6 protein-coding genes are annotated in these 12356 nt (G+C 70.4%); 2 read left to right on the forward strand and 4 right to left on the reverse strand.

From position 1 onward, the window contains the following. Window positions 1-199 precede the first annotated feature (199 nt). The 3 genes from ACFY4A_RS11460 to ACFY4A_RS11470 all read right to left on the reverse strand — a co-directional run bounded on the left by ACFY4A_RS11460 (window position 200) and on the right by ACFY4A_RS11470 (window position 6948). Window positions 200-5134: an NAD-glutamate dehydrogenase gene (locus ACFY4A_RS11460; RefSeq protein ID WP_390829179.1), complete on the reverse strand. Its 4935-nt coding sequence runs from the start codon at window positions 5132-5134 to the stop codon at window positions 200-202. A gap of 550 nt (window positions 5135-5684) precedes the next feature. After that, a complete protein-coding gene (locus ACFY4A_RS11465) occupies window positions 5685-6353 on the reverse strand; it encodes an HAD family hydrolase (RefSeq protein WP_390829180.1) in 669 nt (222 codons plus the stop codon). 79 nt (window positions 6354-6432) lie between these two features. Next, window positions 6433-6948, reverse strand: a complete 516-nt coding sequence (locus ACFY4A_RS11470) for a DUF6912 family protein (protein ID WP_390829181.1) — start codon at window positions 6946-6948, stop codon at window positions 6433-6435. A gap of 1108 nt (window positions 6949-8056) precedes the next feature. Between ACFY4A_RS11470 and ACFY4A_RS11475 the strand changes: the two genes are divergently transcribed. Then, the gene (locus ACFY4A_RS11475) at window positions 8057-8485 is read left to right on the forward strand and encodes an Rv3235 family protein (protein WP_390829182.1); all 429 of its coding nucleotides are present in this window, start codon (window positions 8057-8059) and stop codon (window positions 8483-8485) included. Window positions 8486-8574: 89 nt separating this feature from the next. Here the strand turns inward: ACFY4A_RS11475 and secA are convergent, their stop codons facing one another. After that, the gene (gene secA, locus ACFY4A_RS11480) at window positions 8575-11391 is read right to left on the reverse strand and encodes a preprotein translocase subunit SecA (protein ID WP_390829183.1); all 2817 of its coding nucleotides are present in this window, start codon (window positions 11389-11391) and stop codon (window positions 8575-8577) included. Between the two features lie 297 nt (window positions 11392-11688). On the opposite strand from secA, the gene ACFY4A_RS11485 reads away from it, so the two are divergent. Next, window positions 11689-12267, forward strand: a complete 579-nt coding sequence (locus ACFY4A_RS11485; protein WP_390829184.1) for a GNAT family N-acetyltransferase — start codon at window positions 11689-11691, stop codon at window positions 12265-12267. Window positions 12268-12356 lie beyond the last annotated feature (89 nt).

Consider the following 12356-nt stretch of genomic DNA (forward strand, 5'->3'; position numbering starts at 1 on the left):
CGTACAGGCGCGGGCGCGACCGGGCGGCGCTCGGTGAGGTTCACAGTCACGCGGCAACTTTATACGAATGATCCCGTTTAGCAGGAAAGGGTAAATTCGGCGTGCGGCGTTTCGTGAACCACGGCGGGAAGACGGCATGAGGGCGCCCCGGACCGGAAAGGTCCGGGGCGCCCTCGGGTACGGGTCGGCCGCTCGCGCGTTACGAGTGCGTCCGCAGCAGCGTGCGCATCGTCCGCATCGCCACCGACAGGTTGGCCAGGTCGAACGCGTCCGAGCCGCGGATCTCCTCGAGCGTGGCACGCGCCCGGGACAGGATCGCCCCGTTCTTCTGCTCCCACACCTTGAAGCGCTGCTCCGGCGTGGCGGTGCCGTTGCCTGCGGCCAGCACGTCCGCGGTCAGTGCCGCGTGCGCCGCGTACAGGTCCTCGCGGATCGCTGCACGGGCCATGGACTGCCACCGGTCGGCGCGCGGCAGCTCGATGATGCGGTCCATCAGCTGGGTGATGTGGAGGCGGTCAGCGAGGTCGTAGTACACCTCGGCGACGTCCATCGGGTCCTTGCCCATGCGGTCGGCCACCGAGACGATGTCGAGCGCCGGGAAGGCGGAGGAGAACCCGGCCACGCGCGTGGCCGGCTCGTCCGGGACGCCGGCACCGGACAGCTCGTCGTAGACCTGCTGGTACCACTCCAGGTCCGCGCCCTTGAGCAGCTTGGGCAGCTCCGCCCACACCTGCCCGACCCGCTCGGAGAAGAACGCGACGGTCTCGGCGAGCTCCAGCGGCTGCGGCCGGTTGTTCAGCAGCCAGCGCGTGCCGCGCTCGACCAGTCGGCGCGAGTGCAGGCGGATACGGGTCTGGACGTCGGCCTCGACCTTGTTGTCCAGCGCCTCGACCGCGTCCCACACCGGCGCCGAGCGGAAGATCGCGCGGGCCACCGTCTGCGCCCTGACGATCTCCTCCAGGGACGCGCCGGTCTCCTCCCGCAGGCGGTGCAGATAGGTCGTACCGCCCGTGTTGACCGTGTCGTTGACCAGGACGGTCGTCGTGATCTCGCGGCGCAGCGGGTGGTTGTCGATCCGCTCGGTGAACTGCTCGCGCAGCGCGGTCGGGAAGTAGGCGTGCAGCAGGCTGCGCAGGTAGGGGTCGTCCGGCAGCGAGGTGTGCAGCAGCTCCTCGGCGACCGTGATCTTCGTGTACGCCAACAGGACGGCCGTCTCCGGACCGGTCAGTCCGTGCCCGGCGGCCAGCCGCTCACGGATCTGCCGGTCCGTGGGCAGGAACTCCAGCGCCCGGTCCAGGTGGCCCTCGCGCACCAGGTGCTTCATGAAGCGCTGCTGGGCGTGGAGCATGTCCTTGGACTGGGCGAGCGCGTTGGCGATCGCCGTGTTCTGCGCGTAGTTGGTGCGCAGCACCAGGGCGCCGACCTCGTCGGTCATCTCGGCGAGCAGCTTGTTGCGCTGCTTGACGGTCATGTCGCCGTCCGCGACCAGGCCGTTGAGCAGGACCTTGATGTTCACCTCGTGGTCGGAGGTGTCCACGCCGGCGCTGTTGTCGATGGCGTCGGTGTTGATCCGGGCGCCCTGCATCGCGCACTCGATCCGGCCGAGCTGGGTGAAGCCCAGGTTGCCGCCCTCGCCGACGACCTGGACCCGCAGGTCGCGGCCGTCGACGCGGATGGCGTCGTTGGCCTTGTCGCCGACGTCGGCGTGGGACTCGGTGGACGCCTTGACGTACGTGCCGATGCCGCCGTTCCACAGCAGGTCCACCGGGGCCTTGAGGATCGCCCGCATCAGGTCCGCCGGGGTCAGCTTGGTGACGCCGGCCTCGATGCCGAGGGCCTCGCGGATGTGCGCGTTGACCGGGATCGACTTGGCCGTACGGGGGAACACCCCGCCGCCGGCCGAGAGCAGCTCGGCGTTGTAGTCCGCCCACGAGGAGCGCGGCAGCTCGAACAGGCGGCGGCGCTCGGCGTAGGAGACGGCCGCGTCCGGGTCGGGGTCGATGAAGATGTGCCGGTGGTCGAAGGCGGCGACCAGCCGGATGTGCTCGCTCAGCAGCATGCCGTTGCCGAACACGTCACCGGACATGTCGCCGATGCCGACGACCGTGAAGTCCTGGGTCTGGGTGTCCACGCCCAGCTCCCGGAAGTGCCGCTTGACCGACTCCCAGGCGCCGCGGGCGGTGATGCCCATGCCCTTGTGGTCGTAGCCCGCGGAGCCGCCGGAGGCGAAGGCGTCGCCGAGCCAGAAGTCGTACGACTGAGCGACCTCGTTGGCGATGTCCGAGAACCGCGCCGTGCCCTTGTCGGCGGCGACCACCAGGTAGGTGTCGTCGCCGTCGTGCCGCACGACGTCCTGCGGGGGCACGACCTCGCCGGCGACCATGTTGTCGGTGATGTCGAGCAGCGCCGAGATGAAGGTCTTGTAGCTGGCGACGCCCTCCGCCATCCACGCGTCCCGGTCCACGCCCGGGTCGGGCAGCTGCTTGGCGACGAAACCGCCCTTGGCGCCGACCGGCACGATGACGGTGTTCTTCACCATCTGCGCCTTGACCAGGCCGAGGATCTCGGTGCGGAAGTCCTCACGCCGGTCGGACCAGCGCAGACCGCCGCGGGCGACCTTGCCGAAGCGCAGGTGCACGCCCTCCACGCGCGGCGAGTACACCCAGATCTCGTACGCCGGGCGCGGCGCCGGCAGGTCCGGGATGGCCTGCGGGTCGAACTTCATGGAGACGTACTCGTGCGGCCCGCCGCCCTGCGCCTCCTGGAAGAAGTTGGTGCGCAGGGTCGCCTTGATGACGGTGAGGAAGGACCGCAGGATCCGGTCCTCGTCGAGGGAGGCCACCTGGTCCAGGGCCGCGTCGACCTCTTCCAGCAGCGCGTCCACCAGTTCGTGCCCGGCGCGCTGGCGTTCCGGCGACATCCGCGCCTCGAACAGGGAGACCAGCAGCCGGGTGGTGTGGACGTTGTTGCGGAGGGTGTCCTCCATGTAGTCCTGGCTGAAGGTCGAGCCCGCCTGGCGCAGGTACTTGGCGTAGGCGCGCAGCACCATCGCCTGGCGCCAGGTCAGACCGGCGCCCAGCACCAGGGCGTTGAACCCGTCGTTCTCCGCCTTGCCCGTCCAGGCGGCGGCGAAGGCGTCCTGGAAGCGCTCACGGGCGTCGTCGCCGAGGTGGTCACCGGTGCCGCCGGACACCTTCGGCATCCGCAGACCGAAGTCGTAGACCCACGCCGTCGTACGGTCCGCGCAGCGCAGTTCGTACGGCCGCTCGTCGGTGACCTCGACGCCGAGCCGACTGAGCACCGGCAGCACGGCGGACAGGGAGACCGAGCCGCCCTTCTGGTAGATCTTGAACCGGCGCTCCTCGGGGGCGGCGCCCACCGGCTCGTACAGGCTCAGCGCGAAGGTCTTGTCCTCGTTCAGCTGCTCGAGGTTGCACAGGTCGGCGACCGCGGCGCGCGGGGTGTGGTCGGCCTTGTAGCCCTCGGGGAAGGCGCCCGAGTAACGGCGCAGCAGCTCCGCGGCGCGCTCCTCGCCGAGTTCGGCGGTCAGCGCCTCGGAGAAGGCGTCCGTCCAGGAGCGGGCGGCCTCGACCAGGCGGGCCTCGATGCGCTCCTTGTCGCCGTCCGACAGCTGCGGCAGCTCGGTGCCCTGCGGCACACGGACGACGAAGTGCAGCCGGGAGAGCACAGACTCGGTGTTCCAGGCCGTGAAGTCGACGCTGGTGCCGCCCAGCTCCTCCTTCAGGATGTCGATGATCCGCAGGCGTACGCCGGTGGTGTAGCGGTCGCGCGGGAGGTACACGAGGGCCGAGTAGTAGCGGCCGTACTCGTCCTGGCGCAGGTACAGGCGCAGCCGACGGCGCTCCTGGAGGTACAGCACGGAGGTGGCGATCGCCTGGAGCTCACCGACCGGGGTCTGGAAGAGCTCGTCGCGCGGGTAGGTCTCCAGGATCTGGAGCAGATCGCGCCCGTCGTGGCTGTTGGGCGAGAAGCCGGCGCGCTCGAGGACCTCGTCGACCTTGCGGCGGATGACCGGGACCCGGCGCACGGACTCGGTGTAGGCGGCGGACGAGAACAGGCCGAGGAAGCGGCGCTCGCCGACGACCTCGCCCTTGTCGTTGAACTTCTTGACGCCCACGTAGTCCAGGTAGGACGGCCGGTGGACGGTGGCCCGGCTGTTGGCCTTGGTCAGCACCAGCAGCTTGTGCTCGCGCGCCTTGGCGCGGGCGTCGGCGGGCAGTCGCTCGAAGGACGGGCTGACCGGGTGGCTGTCGTCGCCGGCGTGCGGCGGGTCCGCGCGCAGTATGCCCAGCCCGGTACCGGGCACGGCGGCCAGGGAGTCGTCGTCGCGCAGCCGGTACTCGCGGTAGCCGAGGAAGGTGAAGTGGTCGTCGGACAGCCAGCGCAGCAGCTCGCGGGCCTCCTCGACCTCCTGCGCGCGCAGGTCGCCGGGCACCGGCTCACCGGACAGGTCCTCGGCGAGCCGGGTCGCCGCCTGGCGCATCTTCTCCCAGTCCTCGACGGCCTCGCGGACGTCGGACAGCACGCGCAGCAGGTCGGCGGCGATCTGCTTCAGGTCGGCGCGGTCGGTCTCGCGGTCGATCTCGACGTGGATCCAGGACTCGGTGTGCGCGTCGTGCGGCAGCTCCTCGCCGGGCGCCGCGGTGGGCAGCACCTCGATGAGCTTGCCGGTGACGTCGCGGCGCACCACGAACTGCGGGTGGATCACCACGTGGATGCCGCGGCCCTGGCGGGTCAGCTCGTTCGTCACGGAGTCCACGAGGAAGGGCATGTCGTCGGTGACGACCTCGACGACGGAGTGGCTGCACGTCCAGCCGTTCTCCTCGACGGTCGGGGTGTGGACCCGGACGTTGGCCGTGCCCTGGGGGCGGTTCTCGGCCAGGCGGTAGTGGGAGTAGGCGGTGCCGAAGACGTCGACCGGGTCACGGTCGGCGAGGTCCTCGGGGGCGGTGTGCAGGTAGAAACGCTGGAGGAACGCGAGCACGGCCTCCCGGTCCGGCGTGCCCTCGCCCGTCGACCCGGTCGGGATGTGTTCCCCGAGCGGACTGTTCTCAGCTACCCGGGCGGCCCTCTCGAGCAGCTCGGCCTTGGCTTCGTCCAGCTTGGTCTGCATTGTCCTCTGGCTCCTGTCGCGCGCCGTTGCGTGACGTAGAAGGAAGTACGGTCTCTTCCCCTCCGGCGTAACGCCGCGGCCCGGGGTGTCCGGTGTGCTTCGACGCTATGCCGGAAAGTGAGATGAGCGGGGGGATATCAGCCATTTTCGACGCGTCCGACGGGTGTGACGCTGCTCTCCGCCGCGCCTGTACCCGTGGACGACGCGGCGTGCTGAGGGCCGCCGAGGCCCCTTCCCGCCCGCGAGGACCAGCGACCGCCGCCCGGACACGGATGTGGTCCGTGCTCACCGGGCGCACAGCGGAGGCGACGATGCCCCCGCGAACTATCGCGCTGATCACGCCACCAGGCTATCGCTCCTCACCGGGGGCCCGTCATGAGCCGTATGTGTACAAAACTGGGGGTGGAAGTTTGACGTTCTGCACAGGGGTGGTGGCGGCGAAGGCGGCGTATGGCTCGGCCGCGCACCCCCTTCCGCGTTTCCCGCTGCACGCTTCCCACTCCTCGTTCGCTTCTCGCGGTGTCACATCACGCTTGTTGCCGTGCGCCGCTCACTCGGCCAGCCGCTGCGCCTCCGCGACTGCATCCCGGAGGGTGTCCACCACCGGCACGCCCGCCTCCTCCAGGCTGGCCCGGCTGTGCGAACCGCCGGTGTAGAGCACCGCCCGCGCCCCGACGTGCCGCGCGGCCACCGCGTCGTCCGCCGCGTCCCCGATCACCACCGTGCGCTCCAGGTTCACCATGTCCGACAGCGCGCCCAGGTGGCGCACCATGTGCTCGGCCTTGCTGCCGCCGGAACGGCCCGTCCGCCCGTCCACCCGGAGGAAGTGCGCCTCGATCCCGAAGCCCCGTACCAGCGGGACGAGGTCCTCGTGCCCGTACATGCTGAGGATCGACTGGCTGTGCCCGGCCGACGTCCATTCGGCGAGCAGCTCCACGGCTCCCTCGGTCAGGGTGCATCTGGTGCGGTGCTCGGAGTAGTACCGGTGGAAGACGCCGTCCATCGCGTCCCACTCGGCCTCGGTGGGCAGCCGGCCCAGCAGCCGCTCGTAGAACTTCGGGACCGGCACGCAGTACAGCGCGCGGTACTGCTCCAGTGTGATCGACTCCAGGCCCAGCTCGGCGAACGCCGCGTTCGTCGCGCCGATGACCGCGTCGTTGTCGTGGAACAGTGTGCCGTTCCAGTCCCAGACGATGTGCGCCCCTGACTGATTCCCCATACCGGAAAAGTACCCGCCGCCACTGACAATCAGGAGAACGGCAGGTCGCGACCCGTGGTGCGGTCGCCGTCGGCGGGCTTCAGCCGCCGAGCCCGACGAGGTTCGGGATCTCCTGCGTGGCGTACCAGAGCAGCTCGTGGTCCTCTGCCCCGTCCACGACGAACTGGGCGTCGTCGTCCCCCGCGTCCGCCGCGCCCAGGGCCTCGGCCGCTGCGGTCACGTCCGCCTCCGCGTCACCGGAGTCGACATGTACGGCGGCCGCCTTGGCCAGCCGCACCGGACCGGCCACCCGTACCTCGCCGAGCGCGGCCGGGTCGAGCCCGCGGTCGGGGTCGGCCGTCGCCGTGCCGTCGGGTACGTCCACGGCGACCACCACGCGGCGTCGCGGTGCGCCCGGGTCCAGCGCCAGCAGCCGCAGCGCGGCGAGCGCGGCCCGGTTCAGCGCGGCGTACTCCAGCTCCTCGATGTCGTCGGAGAGGTACCACTCACGCAGGGCGGGCGTCACGGCGTACGCGGTGAGCGCCCCGGTCCCCAGCTCCCCCGTCTTGTGCGCCTCGGCGAGGCCCGAGAGGGTCAGGGGGACGTAGACACGCATGGCAGGCCGCTTTCGTGGTCGGAGGGCTCGCCGCCCGGACGGCCTTCAGGATACGTGCGGGAGCCCTCTTTCGAGTCCCCGGCCACAGCTCCGACACGTCCACCGCGTGCCCCTCGACTCACCCGGTCCGCCCCAGTCCCCGCACGGCTCGTCGCCCTCGCGATCACACGTACAGGTGAACCCACCCAAGGTCCGACGCGCGCCGCGCCTTCCTTGCCGCGGCGCCCTCGACCCCGTACAAGAGCCCCAGCAGGAAGTTACTGCCCGGTACGGACCGGGCAACGACATCGAACGGGGACTCATGAACAAGGTCATGACCAGGACCCAGCGCCGCCCGGGCACCCACCCGCCGGGCCGCCGCGACACCCGCCGCCCCGGCGGCCTCCCACCCCGCACCCCGGGAGGAACCCTCCCCCGCACAACCGACGACAACCCCCCACCCCACGACAACCCCACCCACCCAACGGGCCCCCGCGACACCCGCCCCCCATCCACACCCACAAGGACCGGCACCCCGGCCACCCACACGCGCGCCTCGGGAGGACACGTTCCCGGACCGGGAGAGGTCGGTCAGCCGGTAGGCCACGTTCCGGGACCAACCGGCGCCACCGGCACACCGAGCCCAGCCGCCGATTCGGGCAAGTCCCGCAGCCCGGACGCACCCCTCACCACGCGCACAACACGAACGACGTCCGCACGCGCCAGAACGGCCCGAGACCACACAGCGAGCGCAATCACCAGAACAGCCCCGGGCCGTCCGGCGAGCGCAACCACCAGAACAGCTCCAGCCCGCACGGCGAGCGCAACCACCAGAACAGCCCCGGGCCGCTCGACGAGCGCAGCCCGCACGGGCACGGCACACCCGGGCGCCAACCCGGCGGCTGCCGACCGCAGGTGGGACACCACTCAACCAAGCGCCAACCCTGCACCCACGGCCAACGCGACAGCCGGGACGGCGAGCGCAACCACCAGAACAGCCCCGGGCCGCTCGACGGGCGCAGCCGGAGCCCGTCGAGCGGGTTCCTACGGCCCCGAGCCGGGCGGCGACGCGGGCGCGACGGCGGGCGCGGTCAGCGCGGCGGACGTCCGCGCCGACGGGGCAGCCCGCGTGGCGGTAGTCCCCCGCGAGGGGGCCGTCCACGCGGCGGGGGTCGGCGCGCGTGCTCAGGACGTGGTGCGGGCGGTGTCGCTGCCCGTGGCCACCGATCTGTTCGCCGATCGGCTGCTCGCCGTTCTCAGCGGGCAGCGACCCGTGCACTGGATGCTCCGGCACACCGTGGGCCGGGCCTACGACGAGCTCGCCTGGCTCGCCGAGCGCGGCGCGCTGCGCACCCGTGGCGCCCGCCCCGTCGTGCGCGACATCGGCTACTACGAGCCCCGCCCGGGCGCCGTGGAGGCCTTCGCCCGCATCGGTGCGGGCGACCAGCTGCGCGCGATGGCGTTCCGCCTGGAGCAGGGCGGGGACCGGCGCTGGCGCTGCACGGCGGTGGAACTGGGCGGCCCCCGTATGCCCCGCACGGACGACGACCTGCCCTGACCACGGGCGCCAGCCCAAACCGAAGGGCCGGGCACCCTGGGGTGCCCGGCCCTCACCGGTCCGCTGCCGGCTCTCTCAGAGAGCGCCGGTCACTTCTTGCGGCGACGGCCGGCCTTGGCCTGCTTGCGCCGCTCCGCGCGCGTGAGGCCGTCGGCCTCCGAACGCACGGGCTCGCCGTCCGTGGCGAACTCACCCTCGACGATGCCGCCTTCGCCGTCCACGGTCGGCGCCGAGAAGTGCAGGTCACGCCGCTGCGGCGCGTCCAGCCCCTTGGCCCGGATCTCCGGACGCGCGCCGGCCTGCGCCGGAACCGCGTCGTGCTTCTCCAGGTCGGCCACCGGCTTCGCGTCCTCGACCGGCACCTCCTCGACCTGCTGCTCGACCTGGACCTCCAGGTTGAACAGGTAGCCGACGGACTCCTCCTTGATGCCCTCCATCATCGCGGTGAACATGTCGAAGCCCTCCCGCTGGTACTCGACCAGCGGGTCCTTCTGCGCCATCGCGCGCAGGCCGATGCCCTCCTGGAGGTAGTCCATCTCGTAGAGGTGCTCGCGCCACTTGCGGTCCAGCACCGACAGCACCACCCGGCGCTCCAGCTCACGCATGATCTCGGAGCCGAGCTGCGTCTCGCGGGCCTCGTACTGCTCGCGGATGTCGTCCTTGATGGACTCGCTGATGAACTCCGCCGTCAGACCCGCGCGGTCCCCGGCCGCCTCCTCCAGCTCCTCGATGGTGACCTTCACCGGGTAGAGCTGCTTGAAGGCGCCCCACAGCCGGTCGAGGTCCCAGTCCTCCGGGAAGCCCTCGGCGGTCTCCGCCCCCACGTACGCGTCGATGGTGTCGTCCATGAAGTGCTGCACCTGCTCCTGAAGGTCCTCGCCCTCCAGGACACGGCGCCGCTCGCCGTAGATGACCTCGCGCTGCCGGTTGAGCACCTCGTCGTACTTCAGAACGTTCTTGCGCGTTTCGAAGTTCTGCTGCTCGACCTGCGACTGGGCGGACGCGATCGCGCGCGTGACCATCTTGTTCTCGATCGGCACGTCGTCCGGGACGTTCGCCATCGACATCACGCGCTCGACCATCTGCGCCTTGAACAGACGCATCAGGTCGTCGCCCAGGGAGAGGTAGAAGCGGGACTCGCCCGGGTCGCCCTGACGGCCGCTACGACCGCGCAGCTGGTTGTCGATGCGACGCGACTCGTGCCGCTCGGTGCCGAGCACGTACAGGCCGCCGAGCTTCTCGACCTCGTCCTTCTCGGCCTTGACCGCCTCCTCGGCGCGCTGCAGCGCGTCCGGCAGGGCCGCGGCCCACTCCTCGATGTGCTCCTCGGGGTCGATGCCGCGCTGGCGCAGCTCCGCCTCGGCGAGGTCCTCCGGGTTGCCGCCGAGCTTGATGTCCGTACCACGGCCGGCCATGTTCGTCGCCACGGTCACCGCACCCTTGCGGCCCGCCTGGGCGACGATCGACGCCTCACGCTCGTGGTGCTTGGCGTTGAGCACCTCGTGCTGGATGCCGCGCTTGCTGAGCTGCTGCGAGAGGTACTCCGACTTCTCCACCGAGGTGGTGCCGACCAGGATCGGCTGGCCCTTCTCGTGCTTCTCGGAGATGTCGTCGACGACCGCCTCGAACTTGGCGACCTCGGTGCGGTAGATCAGGTCCGCCTGGTCCTTGCGGATCATCGGCCTGTTGGTCGGGATCGGGACCACGCCGAGCTTGTAGATCTGGTGGAACTCGGCGGCCTCGGTCATCGCCGTACCGGTCATGCCGGAGAGCTTGGTGTAGAGGCGGAAGAAGTTCTGCAGGGTGATCGTGGCGAGCGTCTGGTTCTCGTCCTTGATGTCCACCCCTTCCTTCGCCTCGATCGCCTGGTGCATGCCCTCGTTGTAGCGGCGGCCGGCGAGGATACGGCCGGTGTGCTCGTCGACGATCATGACTTCGCCGTCGATGACGACGTAGTCCTTGTCGCGCTTGAAGAGCTCCTTGGCCTTGATGGCGTTGTTCAGGTAGCCCACGAGCGGGGTGTTCACCGACTCGTAGAGGTTGTCGATGCCCAGCCAGTCCTCGACCTTGGAGACACCGGCCTCGTGGATGGCGACCGTGCGCTTCTTCTCGTCGACGTCGTAGTCGCCGGTCTCCTCGATGCCCTTGAGCGGGTTGCCCGCCTCGCCCTTCTTCAGGCGGGTGACCAGCTTGGCGAAGTCGCCGTACCACTTGGTGGCCTGGTCGGCCGGGCCGGAGATGATCAGCGGCGTACGGGCCTCGTCGACGAGGATGGAGTCGACCTCGTCGACGATGGCGAAGTTGTGGCCGCGCTGGACGAGTTCGTCCTTGGCCCACGCCATGTTGTCGCGCAGGTAGTCGAAGCCGAACTCGTTGTTCGTGCCGTAGGTGATGTCGCAGCCGTACTGCTCGCGGCGCTGGGCCGGCGTCATGTTGGCGAGGATGCAGCCGACGGACAGGCCCAGGAACTTGTGGACGCGGCCCATCATCTCCGAGTCGCGCTCGGCCAGGTAGTCGTTGACCGTGACGATGTGGACGCCGTCGCCCGAGATCGCGTTCAGATAGGCGGGCAGCGTACCGACCAGGGTCTTGCCCTCACCGGTCTTCATCTCGGCGACATAGCCCAGGTGCAGGGCGGCGCCGCCCATCAGCTGGACGTCGTAGTGCCGCTGGCCGAGAACGCGCCGCGCCGCCTCGCGCACCGTGGCGAACGCCTCGGGCAGCAGGTCGTCCAGGCTCTCGCCGTCCGCGTACCGCTGCTTGTACTCATCGGTGAGGGCACGCAGATCGGCGTCGGAGAGGGCGACGAAGTCTTCTTCGATGGAGTTGACCTGGCCCGCGATGCGGTGCAGCTTGCGCAGGATCTTGCCTTCGCCTGCACGCATGATCTTCGAGAGGACGGACACGGGGGTTGGTCTCCTTGCCGGTCGGGCCTGGGACGGTCGGTTTCCATTGACGTACTGAGCAACGGCCATCGTATGCGAGGACACGGCCGAGCCGGGAGTGCCTGCCGCAAGGCCACCCGTCCGCAGCTTCGCGGGGCCTCAACGGGAACAACGTCCGGGGGGCGCGGATGGTGCCGCGTTCCGGCGACGATTTGCGCGAATTGTGACCACTCCCTGACGCACCGGGAAACGCGATCATCTCCTCACACACCGGCAAAAGGGATGGCGCCCCTCGCGGCTCCCGAGCAGAATCGGGCGATGGAACCCGTCACGCTCACCACCGACCGTCTGATCCTGCGCGCACTCGGCCCCCAGGACACCGACGCGGTGTACGCGGCCGTGCAGGACCCGGACATCCAGCGCTGGCTCTCCCAGCTTCCCTCGCCCTACCTGCCGGAGCACGCGCGGAGCTTCATCGAGGACATGGTCCCCGTGGGCTGGGCCAACGGTTCGATGTTCACCTTCGGCCTCTTCCTCCCCGGCTCCGGAAGAGACCTCGTGGGCACGCTCGGGATAACGATGCGGTCGCTGGGCGAGGCCGAGATCGGCTACTGGGCCACCAAGGAGCACCGCGGCAACGGCTACGTGACCGAGGCCTCCCTCACCGTCGCCCGCTGGGCCTTCACCCACCTCGCCGTCGACCGCCTGGAGTGGCGCGCCGAGGTCGGCAACCACGCCTCCCGCGCGGTCGCCGAACGGGTCGGCTTCACCGTGGAGGGCACCCTGCGCTCCGGGCTCAACAACCAGGGGGTACGACGGGACTGCTGGGTGGGCTCCCTGCTGCCGTCCGACCTGAGCCTGCCCTCGGCGGCGCCCTACCTGCCCGCGCCGGCCTAGGGCGCGTTTCGAAAGTCCCGCCTGCCCCGCGACGCCTGGCACGGCGCCTCGCCGCGTTGTCGGGATCGCCCGCGTACGCCCAGTACGCG

It is taken from the genome of Streptomyces sp. NPDC001292 (assembly GCF_042896465.1).
GTDB lineage: Bacteria > Actinomycetota > Actinomycetes > Streptomycetales > Streptomycetaceae > Streptomyces.